This window comes from Amycolatopsis sp. FBCC-B4732, assembly GCF_023008405.1.
Classification (GTDB): Bacteria; Actinomycetota; Actinomycetes; order Mycobacteriales; family Pseudonocardiaceae; genus Amycolatopsis; species Amycolatopsis pretoriensis_A.
In genome coordinates this window covers 5,162,610-5,182,407 of sequence record NZ_CP095376.1, presented here as the reverse complement: position 1 = coordinate 5,182,407, position 19,798 = coordinate 5,162,610, and the positions used below count along the sequence as shown (strand labels likewise).

The 19,798-nt window shown below is 70.7% G+C and carries 21 protein-coding genes; 12 read left to right on the top strand and 9 right to left on the bottom strand.

What is annotated here, in order from left to right:
* The first annotated feature begins 36 nt into the window (after positions 1-36).
* Both MUY14_RS22165 and MUY14_RS22160 read left to right on the top strand, forming a co-directional pair.
* The gene (locus MUY14_RS22165; RefSeq protein ID WP_247011497.1) at positions 37-2,274 is read left to right on the top strand and encodes an ATP-binding domain-containing protein; all 2,238 of its coding nucleotides are present in this window, start codon (positions 37-39) and stop codon (positions 2,272-2,274) included.
* 10 nt (positions 2,275-2,284) lie between these two features.
* Positions 2,285-2,854, top strand: a complete 570-nt coding sequence (locus tag MUY14_RS22160; protein ID WP_247011495.1) for an FKBP-type peptidyl-prolyl cis-trans isomerase — start codon at positions 2,285-2,287, stop codon at positions 2,852-2,854.
* Positions 2,855-2,916: 62 nt separating this feature from the next.
* Here the strand turns inward: MUY14_RS22160 and MUY14_RS22155 are convergent, their stop codons facing one another.
* The gene (locus MUY14_RS22155) at positions 2,917-3,885 is read right to left on the bottom strand and encodes a quinone oxidoreductase (protein WP_247011493.1); all 969 of its coding nucleotides are present in this window, start codon (positions 3,883-3,885) and stop codon (positions 2,917-2,919) included.
* 91 nt (positions 3,886-3,976) lie between these two features.
* Here MUY14_RS22155 and MUY14_RS22150 point away from each other — a divergent pair, with 91 nt between their 5' ends.
* Together MUY14_RS22150 and MUY14_RS22145 are read left to right on the top strand one after the other, a co-directional pair.
* On the top strand, positions 3,977-4,279 hold the full coding sequence (locus MUY14_RS22150) for a hypothetical protein (protein ID WP_396126585.1): 303 nt from the start codon (positions 3,977-3,979) through the stop codon (positions 4,277-4,279).
* Positions 4,276-5,136 (top strand): RimK family alpha-L-glutamate ligase, encoded by an 861-nt coding sequence (locus MUY14_RS22145; RefSeq protein ID WP_247011488.1) that lies wholly within the window; start codon positions 4,276-4,278, stop codon positions 5,134-5,136. Before MUY14_RS22150 ends, MUY14_RS22145 begins: the two co-directional genes overlap by 4 nt.
* On the opposite strand, the gene MUY14_RS22140 is transcribed toward MUY14_RS22145, so the two are convergent.
* Positions 5,137-5,322 (bottom strand): hypothetical protein, encoded by a 186-nt coding sequence (locus MUY14_RS22140; protein ID WP_247011486.1) that lies wholly within the window; start codon positions 5,320-5,322, stop codon positions 5,137-5,139. It lies immediately after the preceding gene.
* A gap of 132 nt (positions 5,323-5,454) precedes the next feature.
* On the opposite strand from MUY14_RS22140, the gene MUY14_RS22135 reads away from it, so the two are divergent.
* Positions 5,455-6,588 carry a hypothetical protein gene (locus tag MUY14_RS22135; RefSeq protein WP_247011484.1) on the top strand — a complete coding sequence of 378 codons (1,134 nt, stop codon included), beginning with the start codon at positions 5,455-5,457 and terminating at the stop codon, positions 6,586-6,588.
* Between the two features lie 217 nt (positions 6,589-6,805).
* Here MUY14_RS22135 and MUY14_RS22130 read toward each other — a convergent pair whose 3' ends face one another.
* From MUY14_RS22130 to mptB, 6 genes are all read right to left on the bottom strand, one after another.
* Positions 6,806-7,723, bottom strand: a complete 918-nt coding sequence (locus tag MUY14_RS22130; RefSeq protein WP_247011482.1) for an acyl-CoA desaturase — start codon at positions 7,721-7,723, stop codon at positions 6,806-6,808.
* Positions 7,724-7,787: 64 nt separating this feature from the next.
* Complete coding sequence (locus MUY14_RS22125; RefSeq protein WP_247011480.1) at positions 7,788-8,753, bottom strand: heme A synthase; 966 nt, start codon at positions 8,751-8,753, stop codon at positions 7,788-7,790.
* Between the two features lie 83 nt (positions 8,754-8,836).
* A complete protein-coding gene (locus MUY14_RS22120; RefSeq protein ID WP_086856735.1) occupies positions 8,837-9,031 on the bottom strand; it encodes a hypothetical protein in 195 nt (64 codons plus the stop codon).
* 91 nt (positions 9,032-9,122) lie between these two features.
* The gene (locus MUY14_RS22115) at positions 9,123-9,905 is read right to left on the bottom strand and encodes an ABC transporter permease (RefSeq protein WP_247011478.1); all 783 of its coding nucleotides are present in this window, start codon (positions 9,903-9,905) and stop codon (positions 9,123-9,125) included.
* Positions 9,902-10,828: an ABC transporter ATP-binding protein gene (locus MUY14_RS22110; protein ID WP_247011477.1), complete on the bottom strand. Its 927-nt coding sequence runs from the start codon at positions 10,826-10,828 to the stop codon at positions 9,902-9,904. Before MUY14_RS22110 ends, MUY14_RS22115 begins: the two co-directional genes overlap by 4 nt.
* Positions 10,829-10,834: 6 nt before the next feature.
* Positions 10,835-12,487 carry a polyprenol phosphomannose-dependent alpha 1,6 mannosyltransferase MptB gene (gene mptB, locus MUY14_RS22105; RefSeq protein WP_247025200.1) on the bottom strand — a complete coding sequence of 551 codons (1,653 nt, stop codon included), beginning with the start codon at positions 12,485-12,487 and terminating at the stop codon, positions 10,835-10,837.
* Positions 12,488-12,625: 138 nt separating this feature from the next.
* Between mptB and MUY14_RS22100 the strand changes: the two genes are divergently transcribed.
* The 7 genes from MUY14_RS22100 to MUY14_RS22070 are packed head-to-tail and all read left to right on the top strand — an operon-like array spanning position 12,626 to position 19,016.
* Positions 12,626-13,423, top strand: coding sequence for a metalloregulator ArsR/SmtB family transcription factor (locus MUY14_RS22100; RefSeq protein ID WP_247025199.1), 798 nt, complete (start codon positions 12,626-12,628; stop codon positions 13,421-13,423).
* Positions 13,420-14,868, top strand: coding sequence for a Fe-S cluster assembly protein SufB (sufB, locus tag MUY14_RS22095; RefSeq protein ID WP_247011476.1), 1,449 nt, complete (start codon positions 13,420-13,422; stop codon positions 14,866-14,868). Before MUY14_RS22100 ends, sufB begins: the two co-directional genes overlap by 4 nt.
* Positions 14,869-14,870: 2 nt before the next feature.
* Entirely contained in the window at positions 14,871-16,043 is a 1,173-nt protein-coding gene (sufD, locus tag MUY14_RS22090) for a Fe-S cluster assembly protein SufD (protein ID WP_247011475.1), read from the top strand.
* Positions 16,044-16,077: 34 nt separating this feature from the next.
* Positions 16,078-16,848, top strand: coding sequence for a Fe-S cluster assembly ATPase SufC (sufC, locus tag MUY14_RS22085; protein ID WP_247011474.1), 771 nt, complete (start codon positions 16,078-16,080; stop codon positions 16,846-16,848).
* A gap of 40 nt (positions 16,849-16,888) precedes the next feature.
* Entirely contained in the window at positions 16,889-18,178 is a 1,290-nt protein-coding gene (locus MUY14_RS22080; RefSeq protein WP_247011473.1) for a cysteine desulfurase, read from the top strand.
* On the top strand, positions 18,175-18,624 hold the full coding sequence (gene sufU, locus MUY14_RS22075; RefSeq protein WP_247011471.1) for a Fe-S cluster assembly sulfur transfer protein SufU: 450 nt from the start codon (positions 18,175-18,177) through the stop codon (positions 18,622-18,624). The genes MUY14_RS22080 and sufU overlap by 4 nt, the downstream gene beginning before the upstream one ends.
* Positions 18,621-19,016, top strand: a complete 396-nt coding sequence (locus tag MUY14_RS22070; RefSeq protein WP_191314206.1) for a metal-sulfur cluster assembly factor — start codon at positions 18,621-18,623, stop codon at positions 19,014-19,016. Before sufU ends, MUY14_RS22070 begins: the two co-directional genes overlap by 4 nt.
* On the opposite strand, the gene MUY14_RS22065 is transcribed toward MUY14_RS22070, so the two are convergent.
* The gene (locus tag MUY14_RS22065; RefSeq protein ID WP_247011469.1) at positions 19,006-19,788 is read right to left on the bottom strand and encodes a DUF4184 family protein; all 783 of its coding nucleotides are present in this window, start codon (positions 19,786-19,788) and stop codon (positions 19,006-19,008) included. The genes MUY14_RS22070 and MUY14_RS22065 overlap by 11 nt on opposite strands.
* Between the last annotated feature and the right edge of the window lie 10 nt (positions 19,789-19,798).

Here is a 19,798-nt window from a genome sequence, read left to right as displayed (position 1 = left end):
TGACCGGCTCTTTTCCTTGAGGCGAAAGCAGGATCTTTGTCTTCGGACGACTTCTCCGCCGAGCTCGCCCGCGAGCAGGCGTACGTCACCACCCTTTACGCGAAGCTCGACGCCGAACGCGTCGAAGCCCAGCGCCGCCTCGACGAGACGCTGCGCCAGACCGGCGGGACCCCGCAGGCCCGCACCGAGCGCGACGTCGCCACGACGCTGTACACCGACCGGCTGGCCCAGCTCGGCTCCGTCGAACAGGGGCTGGCCTTCGGCCGGCTCGACTTCGTCCCCGACAGCGCCGAGGAAACCACCTACATCGGCCGGCTCGGGCTGTTCGACGAAGACGACGACTACAAGCCGCTGCTCGTCGACTGGCGGGCGCCGGTCGCGCGGCCGTTCTACCTCGCCACCGCGGCGTCACCCGAAGGGGTGCGCCGGCGGCGGCACCTGCGGTCGCTGACCCGCAAGGTCACCGGCTTCGACGACGAGGTCCTCGACCTCACCGCCGCCGACCAGGGCCAGGACCTCGGGCTGGCCGGCGAGGCGGCGCTGCTGGCGGCGCTGGAGCAGCGGCGCACGGGTGAGATGAGCGACATCGTCGCGACCATCCAGGCCGAGCAGGACCGGATCATCCGCGCCCCGCTGGGCGGCGTCATGGTCGTGCAGGGCGGGCCGGGCACCGGCAAGACCGCCGTCGCCCTGCACCGCGCGGCCTACCTCCTCTACACGCACCGCCAGCAGCTCACGACCCGCGGCGTGCTGGTCGTCGGGCCGAACAGCACGTTCCTGCGCTACATCGGCCAGGTGCTGCCCTCGCTCGGCGAGACCGGCGTGCTGCTGGCCACCATCGGGCAGCTCTACCCGGGCCTGGACGCCGACGGCGTCGAATCCCGCGAAGCCGCCGAGGTCAAGGGCCGGCTGGTGCTGGCCGACGTGCTCGCCAACGCCGTCCGGGACCGCCAGCGCGTGCCCGAGCCGGTGCTGGAGATCGAGTACGAGCACGACGTGCTGCGGCTGGACCGCAAGACGTGCACCGACGCCCGGACCCGCGCCCGCCGCTCGCGGCGCCCGCACAACCCGGCGCGGCGCCTGTTCGTCTCCGACGTCCTCGACGCGCTGACCCGCCAGGCCGCGCGGAAGCTGGGGGACGACCTCCTCGACGGGCAGGACGTGGCCGACATCCGGGCCGAGCTGGCGGCGGACGAGAACGTCGCGGCGGCGTTGGACTCGCTGTGGCCGGTGCTGACCCCGGAAGGGGTGCTCGACGACCTGTTCGCCGACCGCGAACGGCTCTCGAGCGCGGTCCGGAAGCTGCTGTCGCCCGAGGAGCGCGCCCTGCTGGAGAGCGGGCGCGACGCGCGCTGGACCCCGGCCGACGTGCCCCTGCTCGACGAGCTGGCCGAGCTGATCGGCGTCGACGACACCGAGGCCCGCGTCGAGCGCAAACGCCGTGAGCGCGAGGACCGCGCGTACGCCGAGGGCGTGCTCGACATCCTCGAACAGGACGAGGAGATCATCGACGAGGAGCTGCTGCGCGTCTCCGACGTCCTCGACGCCGAGCTGTTCGCCGAGCGCCAGGTCGCGCGCAGCGAGCTGACCGCGGCCCAGCGGGCGGCGCAGGACCGGACCTGGACGTTCGGGCACGTGATCGTCGACGAGGCCCAGGAGCTCTCGGCGATGGACTGGCGGCTGCTCATGCGCCGCTCGCCCAACCGCTCGATGACGCTGGTCGGCGACGTCGCCCAGACCGGCGCGGCGGGCGGGGCGCGGTCGTGGGGCGAGGTGCTCTCGCCGTACGTCGCGGACCGGTGGCGGCTGGAGGAGCTGACCGTGAACTACCGCACGCCCGCGGAGATCATGGCGGTGGCCGCGCGGGTGCTGCGCGAGGTCGACCCGTCGTTGTCGGCGCCGTCTTCGGTGCGGGAGACCGGGGTCGCGCCGTGGTCGGAGCGCCCGGCGTCGCTGGAGTCGGCGTTGCCGGAGCTGGTGGCCCGCGAACTGTCCGAAGTGGACGGCGGGACGGTGGCGGTGCTGGTGCCCGCGGCCCGGCTCGACGCGGTTTCGGCGCTGCTCGGGGCGTCGGACGAACGGCTGAGCGTGCTGACGGTCGAGCGGTCCAAGGGCCTGGAGTTCGACTCGGTGGTGCTGGTGGCGCCGGACGAGGTCGTCGCGGGCTCGCCGCGCGGGCTCAACGACCTGTACGTGGCCCTGACGCGTGCGACCCGGCGGCTCGGCGTGGTCCGGACCGGTGACGAGGTACCGGCACTCTCCGTGCTTGGCTAGGGTGCCTCGCATGCAGAAGATCGGGAAGATCGTGGTCGTCGCCGCGGCGGCGCTGTCGCTGGCCGCATGCGGCCAGGACGCCAAGACCGAGCCGGCCTCGGCGCCCCCCACCGCGGCGCCGACGTCGGACGCCGCCGCCCCGGCGACCCAGAGCAAGGGCCGCGAGTGCACGGCGGACGACATCAAGACGACGGGGAAGTTCGGCGAGAAGCCCGAAATCACCATCCCGGCCGACTGTGACCCGCCGAAGAAGCTGATCACGAAGGACCTGTCCGAGGGCACCGGCAACCCGGCCAAGACGGGCCAGCAGCTGAAGATGAACTACCTGCTGGTGACGTGGTCGGACAAGAAGGTGCTGGACAACTCCTACGACCGCGGCGAGACGTTCGACCTGAACCTGGGCGCGGGCGAGGTCATCCCGGGCTGGGATCAGGGCCTGGCGGGCATCAAGCAGGGCGGCCGCCGCCTCCTGATCATCCCGCCGGACCTCGCGTACGGCGAGGGCGGCCGGGGCATCAAGCCGAACGAGACGCTGGTGTTCGTCACCGACGCCGTCACGGTGCCCGGCACCCAGGGCTGACCGGCTGCACTTTCACGTGAAAGTGCCCACCTCGGGGCGGCACTTTCACGTGAAAGGTACGGTCAGGGGATGAGCAGGAGCTTGCCGGTGGTGCGGCGGCCCTGGAGGTCTTCGTGGGCCTTGCGCGCGTCGGCCAGGGGGTACTTCCCGCCGATGCGGATGGTCAGGTCGCCCGCCTGGATGGCGTCGAACAGCTCCTTCGAGCGCCAGTCGAGCTCCTCGCGCGTGCGCGTGTAGTGCACCGACGTCGGGCGGGTCAGGTACAGCGAGCCGCCGGAGTTGAGGCGCTGCGGGTCGAGCGGCGGGACCGGGCCGCTCGAGGCGCCGAACAGCGCGAGCAGGCCGCGGACCTTGAGGCTGGCGAGGCTGCCGTCGACGGTGTCCTTGCCCACGCCGTCGTAGACGACGTCGACACCGTCGCCGCCGGTCAGCTCGCGGGTGAGCTTGGCGAAGTCGTCGCGGTCGTAGCGGATCACCTCGTCGGCGCCGGCCTCCCGGGCGAGCTTCCCCTTCTCCTCGGTCGACACCGTGCCGATGACGCGGGCGCCGCGCGCCTTCGCCAGCTGGACCAGGAGCAGCCCGACGCCGCCGGCGGCCGCGTGCACCAGCACGTCGTGGCCCGCCTTGACCTCGAAGGTCGAGGCGACCAGGTAGTGCGCGGTGATGCCCTGCAGCATCGTCGCGGCGGCGGTCTCGAGGGAGACGCCCTCGGGCACCCGCACGGCCACCGAAGCCGGCACGATCTTGCGGGCCGCGTAGCTGCCGATCGAGCCCTGCCACGCGACGCGGTCACCGGCCGCGAAGCCGGTGTCGGCGCCCGCCTCCACGACCGTGCCGGCGCCCTCGAGCCCGAGGACGAACGGCAGCTCCATCGGGTAGATGCCCTGGCGCTGGTAGGTGTCGATGTAGTTCACCCCGGCCGCGGCGACGTCGACCAGCAGCTCGCCGGCCTGCGGGGCCCGGACGTCCACTTCGGCCGCTTCGAGCACTTCCGGGCCGCCGGTCTTCGTCACCTGCACTGCGGTGGGCATGGGTCCTCCTCGGGTCGGGTTCTCCCGGTGCAACTATGGCCGACGCCACGCTGTTCCGCGTTCCGGCGCCGGGTTGGTTATGGTTCGGGACGTGTCCGAATCATCTGAGACAGTCGTTTCGCCGACCAGCGCGCAGCTGGCCGCGGCGCGCAAGTTCGTGAAGGCGCACGGCAAGCCGTCCCGCGCGGTGGTGGAGAACATCGGCCGGGCGGGCGCCCGTGTCGTGCTGGTCGGCGCCGACGGTGCCCTCGGCGACGTCGTGGTCCCCTCGGTGGCGACGGGTGAGGCGCTGGTCGAGGCCGTCGAGGACCTCTCGCCGGCGACGTGGGACGCGGAGACGGTCAACCAGACGAAGATCGGCCCGGCCCACCGCCGCAAGATGGCGGGCCGGTGAGCCCCACCGCGGTCCTGGTCAGCTGCTCGGAGCTCCCCACGGGTGACGGCGACGACGACGCCGTGGTGCCCGCTTTGTCGGCGCTGGGCTTTTCGGTGGCCTGGGCCCCGTGGGACTCGTCGTTCGACTTTTCCTCGGCGGACGCGGTGATCCTGCGCGCGCCCTGGGACTACGCGTCCCGGCGCCCGGAGTTCCTCGCCTGGTGCGAGTCGGTCCCGGCCCTGCTCAATTCCGCGGACGTGGTCCGCTGGAACACGGACAAGTCGTACCTGGCGGAGCTGCTCGACGCGGGCTTGGCGGTGGTGCCCACCGCGCTGGTCCAGCCCGGTGACCCGGCCCGGTTCCCCGCGTCGGACTTCGTGGTGAAGCCTTCGGTGGGAGCGGGTTCACGCGGCGCGGCCCGGTTCGCCGGCGGTGCCGACGCCTCGTCACACGTGGCTTCGCTGCACTCCGAGGGGCACACGGCGCTGATCCAGCCTTATCAGTCCAGTGTGGACACTTCGGGCGAACTGGCCTTGGTGTACCTGGGCGGCATCTACTCGCACGCCTTCTCGAAGGGTGCGATGCTGGGGTCCACATTGGACGCTTCGGGGTTGTACCTCTCGGAGGAGCTGGCTCCGGCTTCACCGCCGGCGGAAGCGGTGGCCCTGGCCGAGGACGTCCTCGACGCGGCTTCGGCGTTGCTGGGGATCCTGCGCGCGGAGCTGCTGTACGCCCGGGTGGACCTGGTGAACGGGGCGGACGGGATGCCGCTGCTGCTGGAGCTGGAGCTGACGGAGCCGTCATTGGGCTTCCGCCAGACCGACCCGGCCGCGCCGATGCGCTTCGCATCGGCGGTGCGGCAGCAGCTGGCGTAGTCACCTGGCGGCTCGCTGCACGGCGGCGAGCACCAGGGCGACGACCGCCCCGATCGTCGTCACGGCAATCGAGCCGGTGACGACGTAGAGCCCGCCGATTCCGGTCAGCCCGGCTTTGATCAATTTCGGCAGGCCGTGGGAATCGTCTTGGCCGGCTGCAGGCTTGCCGTGCTCACCATTGCCCACTGTACTACCCCTCTCTATGGTGTACTAGTACGCCTCGATTTCAGGGTGCCGCTCGGGGGCTGCGATCGGAAATGATCTTTGGTGGTGCGGAGGTGTTTCTGCTTGCCGGAATTTTCTGCGGATTGTCGATCTTTGCCGGACCTTCCCGAAAAGGCCGCGCTGGGATCGCTGGCCCGGCGCCGGGACGAAGACCTGCTCGGGGCGCTCCAACGGGCGGCCGAATCGTCGTCGAGCGGTTCCGCGACCGCACTCGGCTGTCTCGTCGGCCCGACCGCTTCACTGCCGTCGGCCACGCCGGAATCGCGCGCGTGCGCGCTCTGGGGCCTCGTCGTCGACGAAATCGGCAAGCTGGGCTCGGTGGTGGAACCGCGGGAGCATTTCGTCCTGCTGGCGGCATTTCGGCTCCCGCCGGTTCCGGACGGCGGCTGGGCGTCGACACTCGGTGAACGGTTCGGCCAGCTGGCCGAAGTGCGTGGCCTTTTCGGGGCCCGGAAACCGCTGTCGAACACCCCGATGAACAAAGCCTGGGCCGGTGCGCTCGAGATGCTCGCCGTCGCCGTCGCGGGCCGGCTCGGACACCTCGAAGGCGCGGACTGGCTGCCGTACGTGGAGATCGGGCGATCGGCCGCGGCGGGGACAGTGCCCGGCGACCGGAGCCCGGAGGGGTTCCGCGCTCCGTCGGAGGGCGCGCAGCCGGTGTTCGTGGACCGGATGCTCGTCACCGTCCTGATGCACCGGCGGACCGCGCTGCGCCGCATCACCGAGCGGGTCGTCGTCGCGCGGAAGGACGGTGTCGACGGCTACGACGTCCACGCGGAGACGGGGTGGACCGGGAACCTCGCCGAGCTGCCCGTGAAAGCCCTGTGGAACTGCCGCCTGATCGCGGTGCCCGGCGAGGACCCGGGCGACCCCGTGCTGGCCCGGCTGCGCTTCCGGCGGAAGCTGCGGCTCGACGAGCCCTACGGGTTCGTTTCCGAGGCGGTGGACGGGAAACTCGACGAGGAACGCAGCTGGATCAGCGTCAAGGTCGATCACCACGGGGTGGCGCCGGGCGGGCTGACGATCCGGGTGAACTTCGACGAAACCTGCTTGCCGCAAGCGTGCTGGTGGTTCGCGGAGCAGCTCGAGGTGGAGAGACTGCGGCGGCCGGCAGCGGGTGATCCCCGCTTGCTCGACGTCGGCGACGGGTTCGTGCAGCACACGTTCGCCGGGGGATGTCAGCCGCGGGAGGAGTACGGGATCGCCTTCAGGTGGCCGCAAGGGTGATCGGAACGAAGCCACAACTCGCGCCAATGTGTGGCTTCGCTCGATCTTCGAAAAGGCTTTCCCTGCCGAGGAGAGCTGGCACCGGGCCAGATCAGTTGCCGGTGTTGCCGCCGCCTTCGCCGCCGCCACCGGCGTGGTCGTGCACCACGCGCTCTCCTCTGTGTACTTGTTCGATGCGCGGATCACTGTCCGCGAGAGAAGGTTACCGTGGGTGAACTCAGGCTCGCTTGGCGGCCAGCCGATCCGCTCGCGGCCAGCGCACATCCGTCGCCCAGCCCAGTTGCTCGAACGTCCGGATCACCCGCGCCGAGATATCCACCTGCCCCCGCAGCACCCCGTGCCGCGCGCAGGTCGGGTCCGCGTGGTGCGAGTTGTGCCAGGACTCGCCCATCGACAGCACCGCCAGCGGCCAGAAGTTCGCCGCCTTGTCGCGGCTCGCGAACGGGCGCTCGCCGATCAGGTGGCACACCGAGTTGACCGACCACGAAACGTGGTGCAGGAACGCGATGCGCACCAAACCCGCCCAGAAGAACGCCGTCACGAAACCCCACCACGACCACGTGATCAGCCCGCCGAGCACCGCCGGCAACGCCAGGCTCAGCGTGATCCACAGCCAGAAGTAGCGGTTCACCCAGCGAAGATCGTTGTCCGCCACCAGGTCCGGGGCGAAGCGGTCCGCGTTGGTCACCTCGCGGCCGAACATCCAGCCCATGTGCGCGTGCCAGAAGCCGCGCAGCAGCGCCGACGGCGATGTGCCGAACAGCCAGGGGGAGTGCGGGTCGCCCTCGCGGTCGGCGAACGCGTGGTGGCGGCGGTGGCTGGCCACCCAGAAGATCACCGAACCCTGGACCGCCATGCTGCCCGCGATGGCCAGCGCCACCCGCAGGGGCCGCGAGGCCTTGAACGCGCCGTGCGTGAAGTAGCGGTGGTAGCCGACCGTCACGCCCAGCGTCGCGAAGACGTAGAACACCGCCGCGAGGATCAGGTCGACCCAGGTCATGCCCCAGCCCCAGACCAGCGGGACCGCGATGAGCAGCGCCGCGAAGGGCACCAGCAGGAACGACTTGAGCACGATCATCTCGCCCGTGCCGCGGCGATGGGAGATCAGCGGCTTGGGGGCGGCGCGCGAGGTCATGGCGCGAACAGTAACCCACGGCCGTGAACGGGCACGCCGATGCCGAGTTAAGCCCGCGTTGCCGTCAGGCGGCCGCGAGTTCGCGCGGGGCCGGTGCCAGCGAGACCGCCGGGCCGCGGTCGCGGCTGCCGGTCCACAGGGTCGCCGTCGCGATGATGACCGCCATCGCGCCGAGGACGTGGAACGACACCATCGCCTCCGGCACGCCCAGCGCGTACTGCAGCGAGCCGAGGCCGCCCTGCGCCAGCGCGACCACCCAGACCGCCGTGTAGCGCTGCCACAGGCTCTTCGGCGCGCCGACGCGCATCAGCTGGAGGCCGAACACCGCGAGCAGCAGCAGGTAGAGCACCAGGAGCCCGCCGTGGACCTGAGCGAGCGCCTCCACCGGGGCGTCGAGGCGGTGGGTGTTGATGTCGCCGCTGTGCGGGCCGGCGCCGGTGACCGTGGTGCCCGCCGCGAGGACCAGCCACATCACGACGGCCAGCGCGACCAGGATGCCCCGGCCGGACGCGGGGACCAGCGACCGCGCGGGTTCGTCGCCTTCGCGGAACGCGCGCAGCAGCAGGACGGCGAGCCAGACGAGCGGGGTCGTGGCGAGGAAGTGGATCGCGACCGTCCACCACTCCAGCTTCGCGAGCACGGTGAGGCCGCCGACGACGGCCTGCAGCACGACGCCGCCGGGCATCGTCCAGGCCAGCTTCACCAGGCGCTTGCGGCCCGGGTGGTCGATCTGCACGCGCCACGCGGTGATGACGGCGACCGCGGCCACGGCGATGACGACGCCGGTGAGCAGCCGGTTGCCGAACTCGATCCACTGGTTGAGCGCGTCGATGCCGGAGTCGTGCTTCGGCACGAGGCTGCCGGCGACGCACTGCGGCCAGGTCGGGCAGCCGAGCCCGGACCCGGTGACGCGCACGATGGAGCCGGTGACGCCGATCAGCGCCTGCGCGAGGACCGCGGCGATCCCGACGGCCCGCTGCACGGCGGCGGACGGAAACGGCAAGCGGGCGACGAGGCTGGTGAACGGCACCCATCGATGGTAGAGCGCGCGAAAACGCGGCTTTCGGCAGGTCCCGGCGCCCAGAACGGCGGCGTGGCCACAAGGGACCAAGGTCACTCGGTCTTCTTGGCCTTCTTCTGGAAGAAGCCCATCGATTGCGCGAAGACGGCGCCGAACCCGAGGACGGCGATCGGCGCGGTCTTGATCCAGAAGGCGCCCGCGTCCAGCTTGAGAAGGAGGACGAGCACGCCGATCGCCACCACGAGCAGGAGGAGCAGGATCAGGAAGACGCGGGTTTTCGAAACCATGTGAAGTGCCCCCTCGGTACCGGATGTATCCGGATGACCTTGGCGCGGCGGCGGCAGATTCGTGACGTCAGTTCTACCCGCGCCCCGGGACTCAGGTGAGTTTCGTCGTCCGCGAAGCCAGCCCGCCCGCAAGCACCGCCCACACGGCCAGCACCGCCATCGGGCCGGGTGCGAACGCCCCGTCGACCAGCGCGGCCCGCATGCCCTCCGCCAGCGCCCCCGACGGCAGCAGCTGGACGACGAAAGCCAGCCCCGAAGGCAGCGAAGAAGGCGCCAGCAGGATGCCGCCCGCCAGCAGGAGCACGAACCACACCACGTTCGCCAGCGCCAGCACGGCTTCCGCCCGCAAAGCGCCGCCCAGCAGAACCCCGAGGGCCCCGAACGCCAACGTCCCCAGCACCAGCAGCAGCACCGCCGAGAACAGGCCCGACAACGACGGCGCCCACCCCAGGAAAGCCGCCACCACGCCGATGATCACCGACTGCAGCGCCACCACCAGAAGAGCGGCCGCGAGGCGCCCGGCCACCAGCAGCCACCGGGGCAACGCCGTCGCCGAAAGCCGCTTCAGCACTCCGTAGCGCCGGTCGAAGCCGAGAGCGATCGCCTGGCCCGTGAACGCCGACGACATCACCGCCAGCGCCAGGATCCTGGGCGTGATCCAGTCCACTTTGGACGTCGAACCCAGCGACGACGCGGGCAGGATGTCCAGCAGCGACAACCCGATCAGCAGCGCCAGCGGGATGAGCAGCGTCAGCAGCACCTGCTCGCCGTGGCGCAGGGTCAGACTGGCTTCGACCCGCGCGTGCGTGCGCAGCATCCGGCCCAGCGACCCGCGGCCCGGCGCGGGGGTGAAGGTTCCCGGGGCGAAAGTCATGCCCGCAGCTCCCGTCCGGTCAGCTCCAGGAAGACCTCTTCGAGCGTCCGCCTGCCCACCTGCAGGTCGTCGGGCAGCACGCCCTGCTGAGCGCACCACGCCGTGACCGTCGAGACCACCTGCGGGTCGATCGAACCGGCCACCACGTACGTGCCCGGAGCCGACTCGCGGACCGCGTAACCCTCCGGCAGCGCCGCCGCCAGCAGCTCCGTGTCGAGGCGGGTGCGGGCCTTGAAGCGCAGGCCCGCCGCGCCCGTCTCGTCCATCGTCAACGACTGGGGCGCTCCCGAGACGACGACCTTGCCGTGGTCGACGATCACCACCGTGTCGGCCAGCGCCTCCGCCTCCTCCATCAGGTGCGTGGTCAGCAGCACCGAGACGCCGTCGCGGCGCAGGGCCGCCAGCAGGTCCCACACCAGGCGGCGGGCCTGGGGGTCCATGCCCGCCGTCGGCTCGTCGAGGAACACCAGCTCGGGGCGGCCGATCAGCGCGCACGCCAGTGACAGCCGCTGCTGCTGGCCGCCGGAGAGGCGCTTGAACGGCGTCCGGCGCACCGACGTCAGCCCGAGGGTCTCCAGGAGCCAGGCCGGGTCCAGCGGCGAGGCCGCGCAGGACGCCACCAGCCGCAGCATCTCGTCGGCGCGGACGCCGGGGTACGCGCCGCCGCCCTGGGGCATGATCCCGACGCGGGGGCGCAGGGCCGCCGATTCGCGGACCGGGTCGAGCCCCAGCACCCGGACAGTGCCCGCGTCAGGCTTGAGGAAGCCTTCGCAGAGCTCGACGGTGGTGGTCTTGCCGGCCCCGTTCGGGCCGAGCAGGGCGAGCAGGCTGCCGCGCTCCATCCGCAGGTCGAGACCGTCGACCGCGCGGGTGGAGCCGTAGCTTTTGACCAGCCCGGTGATCTCGACGGCGGGGGCACTCACGTCGGGTCACGATACGGCGTCGGCCCGCGCGGGCAGCCGCGGGGACGGCCTGGACAGCAGCACGGGCGCCAGCCGCCGGACGATCAGCATCCCGCCGCCGCAGACGACGATCGCCGCGACGTAGGCGAACGGCAGCACGTACGGGCGGCCGTCGAACGTGCTGCCGGTCGGCGGGAGCAGGAACGGCAGGGCCGCCGACAGCACCGTCGCGGCCACCCGGAAGCGGGACGTCCCGGCCGCGGCGGCCAGCGGGATCACCGCCCACAGCACGTACCAGGGCTGCAGGTTGATCTGCAGGATCATCACCGCGCCCAGCGACACGCCCAGCCCGATGATCGGCCGGTAGCGCCACTTGAAGCTGTCCCACAGGAACTTGAAGGTGATGGCCACGGCGACGAGGTAGCCCAGGGCGCCGAGGATCGGCACCAGGCCGTCGGTGTGGTTGCCGAGCCCGAGCGCGATGCCCAGGACGCCGGACAGGTTGGCCAGCTCCGCGGTGGGGGAGATCCAGGAGCGGACCAGGCCGGGGGTGTTGAACGTCGCCCCGAACCAGCCGAAGCCGAGCCCGGTGCCGAAGCAGACGGCGACCAGCACGACGCCGAACCACGCCGCCATCGGCGCGCCCGCCAGGAACAGGTCCTTGAGCCGGCCGTGCCAGCGCCGCGCCACCATCACGGCGAAGAACGGCAACGCGAACACCGCGGGCAGCTTCACCGCCACCCCGAGCGTGATGATGGCCACGCCGAGCCCGATGTAGAGCAGTTCGCCTCGCGCCAGTGGCGGGGGTGTGTCGCCCTTCACCCGGATCGGCAGCTTCCGGATGCCCACCTCCAGCCCGGCGAGCATCAGGCCGACGGCGAGCGCGTCGTTGTGGGCGCCGGCGACGAAGTGGAAGATCAGCAGCGGGTTCAGCGCGCCGAGCCACAGCGCGGTCGCGGGCTGCACGCCGAAGCGGCGCGCCAGCCGCGGCAGCGCCCAGACGATGAGGACCACACCGGCCAGCGCGAGCACGCGCTGCAGCAGCACGCCGACCGCGATGCTGTTGCCCGCCAAGGGCGCCAGCCAGCCGCCGAGGCGCAGCACCAGCGGCCCGTACGGCGCCGGCGTCTCGCGCCACATGTTCGACACGCCCGCGGTGTACGGGTCGGCGACGCCGAGGGCCTGCGCCGGACCCAGCACGTACGGGTCCATGCCGCGGTGCACGATCTCGCTCTGCGCGAGGTAGCTGTAGACGTCGCGGGAGAACAGCGGCGGGATCACCAGCAGCGGCAGCACCCACAGCGCGATGGTGCGGGAGAGCTGGCCCTGCGACGCGAGCCGCGCGCGGTCGGGCCGGGCGAAGCGGCCGAGCATCAGCCAGCTGAGCACCAGGATGCCCATCCCGGAGATGGCGATGGCCAGCGACACCGTCGGGATCCGGGTGAACAGCCGCAGCACCGGGATCTCCTGCACCGGGTTGATCACCGGGGCGGCACCGGCGCCGAGCGAGCCGAGCGCGAGGAAGAGCGACCCGACCGTGCCGAACCGGCGCACGACGTTCAGCCCGCGCCGCTCGTCGGCCTCGAGGGGCAGCGGTTCGAGGGGGCGGACGGGCGAAAGCGTCACCGGGTGCGTGCTTTCGGTCGCGATCACCGCCGCCTGCTGGTCCTGCTCACCCACTGCCACGGGTGCAGGGTATCGGTCCGCCCCGGAGTGAGTCGGGTCACTGCCGGACACCCCGCCTTTGCCGACCGCGGGGAAATAAGACACACTTGTGTTGTGAAAAAGACGGAGGCGGGTGACCAGGCGGGCGGCGACATGCCCCGCGCCACGCTCCCGCACGTCCCGTCGCAGGTCAGCGCCGAGGGCAAGACCCGGCAAGAGGTCGCCCGGCTGCTGCTGGAACAGGGTCCCATGACCGCGGTCGTGGTCGCCGAGCAGCTCGGGATCAGCCCGGCGGCGGTCCGCCGCCACCTGGACGCGCTGCTCGCCGACGGCGAAGCCGAGACCCGGGACGCGCCGCGCCGCGGACCCCGGGGCCGGGGCCGTCCGGCGAAGCTGTTCCTGCTCACCGAGCCCGGCCGCGCCCGGTTCGGCCACGCCTACGACGACCTCGCCGTCTCCGCCATCCGCTTCCTCGCCGAGCACGCCGGCGAAGACGCCGTACGCGCCTTCGCCGAACAGCGCGTCGAGAAGCTGGTCGGCCCGCACCGCCCGGCGATCACCGGTTCGAGTGATCCGGCGGCGCGCGCGGAGGCCTTGGCCACCGCGTTGAGCAGGGAGGGCTACGCTGCGTCGACCCGTCAGGTGGGTGCTCCGGCACCCGGTCAGAACGTCTCCGGCACCAGCCACAACGTCGGAGCGCAGCTTTGCCAGCACCACTGTCCGGTCGCCCACGTCGCCGCGGAGTTCCCGCAGCTGTGCGAGGCCGAGACCGAGGCGTTCGCGCGGCTGCTGGGCACCCACGTCCAGCGGCTGGCGACCATCGCACGCGGTGACTCCGCGTGCACCACACACGTGCCCGTCACGACGGGTAACCCGGCCCATCCCGAGCCGGGAAGCACGGTGCCCACTGGGCGCGAAGCACGGATCCCGAATGGAGGGAAACCCGCATGACTGCCGCTGCCGAGCAGCGCACTCCCACCACCGCGCCACTGAGCCAGGAAGAGACCATCGAGTCCCTTGGCAAGTACGCGTTCGGCTGGGCCGACTCCGACGAGGCGGGCGCCAGCGCCCGTCGCGGGCTTAACGAAGATGTCGTCACCGACATCTCCGGGAAGAAGTCCGAGCCGGAGTGGATGCGCGAAGCGCGACTGAAGGCGCTCAAGCTCTTCGAAAAGAAGCCCATGCCCAACTGGGGGGCCGACCTCTCCGGGATCGACTTCGACAACATCAAGTACTTCGTCCGCTCCAGCGAGAAGCAGGCTGCGAGCTGGGAAGACCTTCCCGAGGACATCAAGAACACCTACGACAAGCTCGGCATCCCCGAGGCGGAGAAGCAGCGCCTCGTCGCCGGTGTCGCGGCGCAGTACGAGTCCGAGGTCGTCTACCACTCGATCCGCGAGGACCTCGAGGCCCAGGGCGTCCTCTTCCTGGACACCGACACGGCGCTCCGGGAGCAGCCGGAGCTGTTCGAGGAGTACTTCGGCTCGGTCATCCCGGCCGGCGACAACAAGTTCTCCGCGCTGAACACGGCGGTCTGGTCCGGCGGCTCGTTCATCTACGTGCCGAAGGGCGTGCACGTGGACATCCCGCTGCAGGCCTACTTCCGGATCAACACCGAGAACATGGGCCAGTTCGAGCGCACCCTGATCATCGTCGACGAAGACGCCTACGTGCACTACGTCGAGGGGTGCACGGCGCCGATCTACCAGTCCGACTCGCTGCACTCGGCGGTCGTGGAGATCATCGTCAAGAAGGGCGCCCGCTGCCGCTACACGACCATCCAGAACTGGTCGAACAACGTCTACAACCTGGTCACCAAGCGCGCCAAGTGCGAAGCGGGCGCGACCATGGAATGGATCGACGGCAACATCGGTTCCAAGGTGACGATGAAGTACCCGTCGGTCTTCCTCATGGGCGAGCACGCCAAGGGTGAGGTCCTCTCGGTCGCGTTCGCGGGCGAGGGTCAGCACCAGGACGCGGGCGCCAAGATGGAGCACCTCGCGCCGCACACCTCCTCGACGATCGTGTCGAAGTCGGTGGCGCGCGGCGGCGGCCGGACGTCGTACCGCGGCCTGGTCCGCGTGGCGAAGCGGGCGCACCACTCGCGCTCCAGCGTGGTCTGCGACGCGCTGCTCGTCGACACCATCTCGCGGTCGGACACGTACCCGTACGTGGACATCCGCAACGACGAGGTGTCGATGGGCCACGAGGCCACGGTGTCCAAGGTCAGCGAGGACCAGCTGTTCTACCTGATGTCGCGCGGTCTCGACGAGGCCGAGGCGATGGCGATGATCGTGCGCGGCTTCGTGGAGCCGATCGCCCGTGAGCTGCCGATGGAGTACGCGCTCGAGCTGAACCGCCTGATCGAGCTCCAGATGGAAGGGTCCGTCGGCTAGTCATGTCGGTTACCGAGAACAACGTTTCCGAGGCTCTTCGCGAGGGGGCGGTCATTCCGGCCGCCTCCCGCGCGGAGCGCTTCACCTCCTACGACGTCGAGGCCTTCGAGGTCCCGCGCGGCCGTGAGGAGAACTGGCGCTTCACGCCGATGAAGCGCCTCCGCGGCCTGCACGACGGCAGCGCGCAGCCCACGGGCGAGATCACCCTGGACGCCGACGCGGCGGACGAGCTGAAGATCGAGTCGGTCGGCCGCGACGACTCGCGCCTCGGCGAGGCCGGCGTCCCGAGCGACCGGATCGCCGCGCAGGCGTACTCGACGTTCACCAAGGCCACCGTCGTCACGGTGCCCAAGGAGACGAAGGCGTCGAAGCCGTCGGTGCTGCGGATCCACGGCCCGGGCGAAGGCCAGGTCGCCTACGGGCACCTGCAGGTCCGCGCCGAGGCGTTCGCCGAAGCCGTGATCGTGCTCGACCACGTCGGCTCCGGCACCTACGCCGACAACGTCGAGTTCGTCATCGGCGACGGCGCCAAGGTCACCGTGGTCAGCGTCCAGGACTGGGCCGACGACGCGGTGCACGTCTCCGAGCAGCACCTGAAGCTGGGCCGCGACGCCGCGCTGCGGCACACCGTGATCACGCTGGGCGGCGACCTCGTCCGGATCTCGCCGACCGCGACCTTCGCGGACAAGGGCGGCGACGTCGAGATGCTCGGCGTCTACTTCGCGGACAAGGGCCAGCACCAGGAGCACCGGCTGTTCGTCGACCACGCGGTCCCGAACTGCAAGTCGCGCGTGATGTACAAGGGCGCGCTGCAGGGCGACGACGCGCACACGGTCTGGATCGGCGACGTCCTGATCCGCGCCGCGGCCGAGGCCACCGACACCTACGAGCTCAACCGCAACCTGGTGCTCACGCCCGGCGCGCGCGCGGACTCGGTGCCGAACCTCGAGATCGAGACCGGCGAGATCGAAGGCGCCGGCCACGCGAGCGCGACGGGAAGGTTCGACGACGAGCAGTTGTTCTACCTCCAGTCGCGCGGGATCGGCGAAGAGGCCGCGCGGCGGCTGGTCGTGCGCGGGTTCTTCCACGAGATCCTGGTGAAGATCGACGTCCCCGAGGTGCGCGAGCGCCTCGAAGCCGCGATCGAGGCCGAGCTCGAAGCCGTTGGCGCCTGACGCCGTCCACCACAGACTTCAGGAAAGAAAAGACATGGCTACCCTGGAAATCAAGGACCTCCACGCCTCGGTCACGACCGACGAGGGCGCCAAGGAGATCCTCAAGGGCGTCAACCTGACCATCAAGTCGGGCGAGACGCACGCGATCATGGGCCCCAACGGCTCCGGCAAGTCCACCCTGTCCTACGCGATCGCCGGCCACCCGAAGTACCAGGTGACCTCCGGCGAGGTGCTGCTCGACGGCGAGAACGTCCTCGAGATGAGCGTCGACGAGCGCGCCCGCGCGGGCCTGTTCCTCGCGATGCAGTACCCGGTCGAGGTGCCCGGCGTCTCGATGTCCAACTTCCTCCGCACCGCGGCCACCGCGGTCCGTGGCGAGGCCCCCAAGCTGCGCCACTGGGTCAAGGAGGTCAAGGAGGAGATGGGCAAGCTCGAGATCTCGCAGGAGTTCGCCGAGCGCTCGGTCAACGAGGGCTTCTCCGGCGGCGAGAAGAAGCGCCACGAGATCCTGCAGCTGGCGCTGCTCAAGCCGAAGTTCGCCATCCTCGACGAGACCGACTCCGGCCTCGACGTCGACGCCCTGCGCGTCGTGTCCGAGGGCGTGAACAACTACAAGGCGTCGAGCGAGGTCGGCGTCATGCTGATCACGCACTACACCCGGATCCTGCGGCACATCACGCCGGACTTCGTGCACGTCTTCGCCGGCGGCAAGATCGTCGAGTCGGGCGGCAAGGAGCTGGCGGACGAGCTGGAGGAGCACGGCTACGTCAAGTACGTCGGCAAGCCCGAGCCCGCCGCGCTCTGACTTTCGCCAGTACACACCGAGAATGAGAGGAGTCGGCCCGATGACCACCACCTCGGCCAGCTCTGTGCCACTCGACGTGGCGGCCCTGAGGGCCGACTTCCCCATCCTGTCGCGCACGGTTCGCGACGGGAAACCCTTGGTGTACCTGGACTCCGGAGCGACGTCGCAACGCCCGACGCAGGTGTTCGACGCGGAGCGCGACTACGTCTTCACGTCGAACGCCGCCGTCCACCGCGGCGCCCACCAGCTGTCCGAAGAAGCGACGGACGCCTACGAGTCCGCGCGGGCGAAGATCGCCGAGTTCGTCGGTGCCGACCCCGAAGAACTGGTGTTCACCAAGAACGCGACCGAGGGCATCAACCTCGTCGCGTACTCGATGAGCAACGCCGCCACGGCCGGTCCCGAAGCTTCGCGTTTCGTGGTCGGGCCGGGCGACGAGATCGTCATCACCGAGATGGAGCACCACGCGAACCTCGTGCCGTGGCAGCAGTTGTGCCAGCGCACCGGGGCGACGCTGAAGTGGTTCAAGGTGACCGCGGACGGCCGCCTCGACCTGTCCGATGTGGACGAACTGATCACCGAGCGCACCAAGGTGGTCGCGTTCGCGCACCAGTCCAATGTGCTCGGCACGGTCAACCCGGTCTCGCTGCTGGTCGAGAAGGCCAAGGCCGTCGGCGCGTTCACCGTGCTGGACGCCTGCCAGTCGGTGCCGCACTTCCCGGTCGACTTCCACGCGCTGGGTGTCGACTTCGCCGTGTTCTCGGGCCACAAGATGCTCGGCCCGTCCGGCATCGGTGTCCTCTACGGGCGCACCGAGCTGCTGTCGGCCATGCCGCCGTTCCTGACCGGCGGGTCGATGATCGAGATGGTCCGCATGGAGGGCTCCACCTTCGCGCCGCCGCCGCAGCGGTTCGAGGCGGGCGTCCCGATGACGTCGCAGGCCATCGGCCTCGGCGCGGCCGTCGACTACCTCTCGGCCATCGGCATGGACCGCATCGCGGCCCACGAGCACGAGCTCGCCGCGGCGGCCCTGGAAGGCATCGGCGCGATCCCGGGGGTCCGGATCATCGGGCCGACCGACTCCAAGGACCGCGGCGCCACGGTGTCGTTCGTGATCGACGGCGTGCACCCGCACGACGCCGGCCAGGTGCTGGACAGCCTCGGCATCGCCGTGCGCGTCGGCCACCACTGCGCGTGGCCGCTGCACCGGGCGTGCGGCGCCCAGGCGACCGTGCGCGCGTCGTTCTATCTCTACAACACGCTCTCCGAGGTCGACGCCTTGGTCGCGGGGGTCCGCGAGGCGCAGAAGTTCTTCGGGGTGGCGCAGTGAACCTGGAGAGCATGTACCAGGAGATCATCCTGGACCACTACAAGAACCCGCACGGGCGCGGTCTGCGCGACCCGTTCGACGCCGAGTCGTTCCAGGTCAACCCGACCTGCGGCGACGAGGTGACGCTGCGGGTGAAGCTCGACGACGGGAAGGTCGCCGACGTCTCCTACGACGGCCAGGGCTGCTCGATCAGCCAGGCCTCGACGTCGGTCTTGACGGATCTCGTCGTCGGCCACACGCTTGAGGAGGCGTTCACCACCATGGACGCCTTCGTCGAACTGATGCAGGGCAAGGGAAAGATCGAGCCGGACGAGGACGTGCTGGAGGACGGGGTCGCCTTCGCGGGTGTCGCGAAGTACCCGGCCCGCGTCAAGTGCGCCCTCCTCGGCTGGATGGCTTTCAAGGACGCCGTCGCCCGGACCACCAGTGGAGTTGATAAAGCATGACCGAAGAGACCGCCACTCGTGAGGGGCGCACCGCCGCCGACCTCGACGCCGAGACCACCGCGACGCAGGACCTCGACCTCGCCAAGCTCGAGGACGTCGAGGAAGCCATGCGCGACGTCGTCGACCCGGAGCTCGGCATCAACGTCGTCGACCTCGGCCTGGTGTACGACATCCGCGTCGAGCCGGACAACACGGCGACGATCGACATGACGCTGACGTCCGCGGCCTGCCCGCTGACCGACGTGATCGAGGACCAGACGTCGGCCGCGCTGACGTCCGGTGGGCTGGTCAAGGACTTCCGCATCAACTGGGTCTGGATGCCGCCGTGGGGCCCGGAGAAGATCACCGAGGACGGCCGCGAGCAGCTGCGCGCCCTCGGCTTCACCGTCTGAGTTCCGGTTCACCGAGCGGGTCACCCTCCGGGGTGGCCCGCTTTGTGTATAACGCCCTATACCAGGCGGCGTGGAGTCCGAGCGCGATCAGGAACCCGCTGCCGGCGCCGGTGACCGCGAGGTAGGTCGCGTTGCCGGCGACGCCCGCACCGGTCATCGGGTCGTGGTGGGCGAGGAACGGCAGGACTTCGGCGGCGACGCCGGCCAGCGCGCCGGCGGCCAGGAACGCGAGCACGGGCTTGCGGTGGCGGGAGGCGTTCGGTGCCGGTGTGGTGGGCGCGGTGCGGTACCAGTTCCGCAGCCACCAGGCGAGCACCCCGGCACCCGCGATCGTGCTGACCAGCTGGATCAGCCGGCCGACGTCGACCCCGGTGACCAGCGGGATCCGGAGGAACGGGAAACCGCCGCTTTCGTGGGTGAAGGCGTCCCACCCGACGTGCGTGGCGGCGCCGAGCACCAGGGAGAGGGCGATCCACCCCGGCCGCTTCCAGCTGAAGTGCCGGGGCACCCGTTCGGCCAGCGATCGTGGAGCCAGCGCGAGCAGAGGCCGCTTCAGGAAGCCGTGGAAGACGGCCAGGACCACCAGGGCGAGGAGCGGGTCGAGCCAGAGGACCGAGGCGAACTCGTGGGTCTTCGTCAGCCCGATCCCGGGCAGCCGCGGCACGAACCAGAAGACGTCGGGCGCGACCGACCCGGCCACGAGCGCGGAGGCCACCAGCGGCCGTCTCGCCAGCGGCAGCACAGCGGCGGGATGACTCAACGTGAACGGCACGCGGCTAGTA

Coding starts and splice junctions, on each gene's coding strand:
- MUY14_RS22070 (WP_191314206.1), top strand. CDS start 18,621: ATGACCGAAGAGACCGCCACTCGTGAGGGGCGCACCGCCGCCGACCTC.
- MUY14_RS22115 (WP_247011478.1), bottom strand. CDS start 9,905: ATGACTTTCGCCCCGGGAACCTTCACCCCCGCGCCGGGCCGCGGGTCG.
- sufD (WP_247011475.1), top strand. CDS start 14,871: ATGTCGGTTACCGAGAACAACGTTTCCGAGGCTCTTCGCGAGGGGGCG.
- MUY14_RS22155 (WP_247011493.1), bottom strand. CDS start 3,885: ATGCCCACCGCAGTGCAGGTGACGAAGACCGGCGGCCCGGAAGTGCTC.
- MUY14_RS22080 (WP_247011473.1), top strand. CDS start 16,889: ATGACCACCACCTCGGCCAGCTCTGTGCCACTCGACGTGGCGGCCCTG.
- MUY14_RS22160 (WP_247011495.1), top strand. CDS start 2,285: ATGCAGAAGATCGGGAAGATCGTGGTCGTCGCCGCGGCGGCGCTGTCG.
- MUY14_RS22100 (WP_247025199.1), top strand. CDS start 12,626: ATGCCCCGCGCCACGCTCCCGCACGTCCCGTCGCAGGTCAGCGCCGAG.
- sufC (WP_247011474.1), top strand. CDS start 16,078: ATGGCTACCCTGGAAATCAAGGACCTCCACGCCTCGGTCACGACCGAC.
- MUY14_RS22120 (WP_086856735.1), bottom strand. CDS start 9,031: ATGGTTTCGAAAACCCGCGTCTTCCTGATCCTGCTCCTCCTGCTCGTG.
- sufB (WP_247011476.1), top strand. CDS start 13,420: ATGACTGCCGCTGCCGAGCAGCGCACTCCCACCACCGCGCCACTGAGC.
- MUY14_RS22130 (WP_247011482.1), bottom strand. CDS start 7,723: ATGACCTCGCGCGCCGCCCCCAAGCCGCTGATCTCCCATCGCCGCGGC.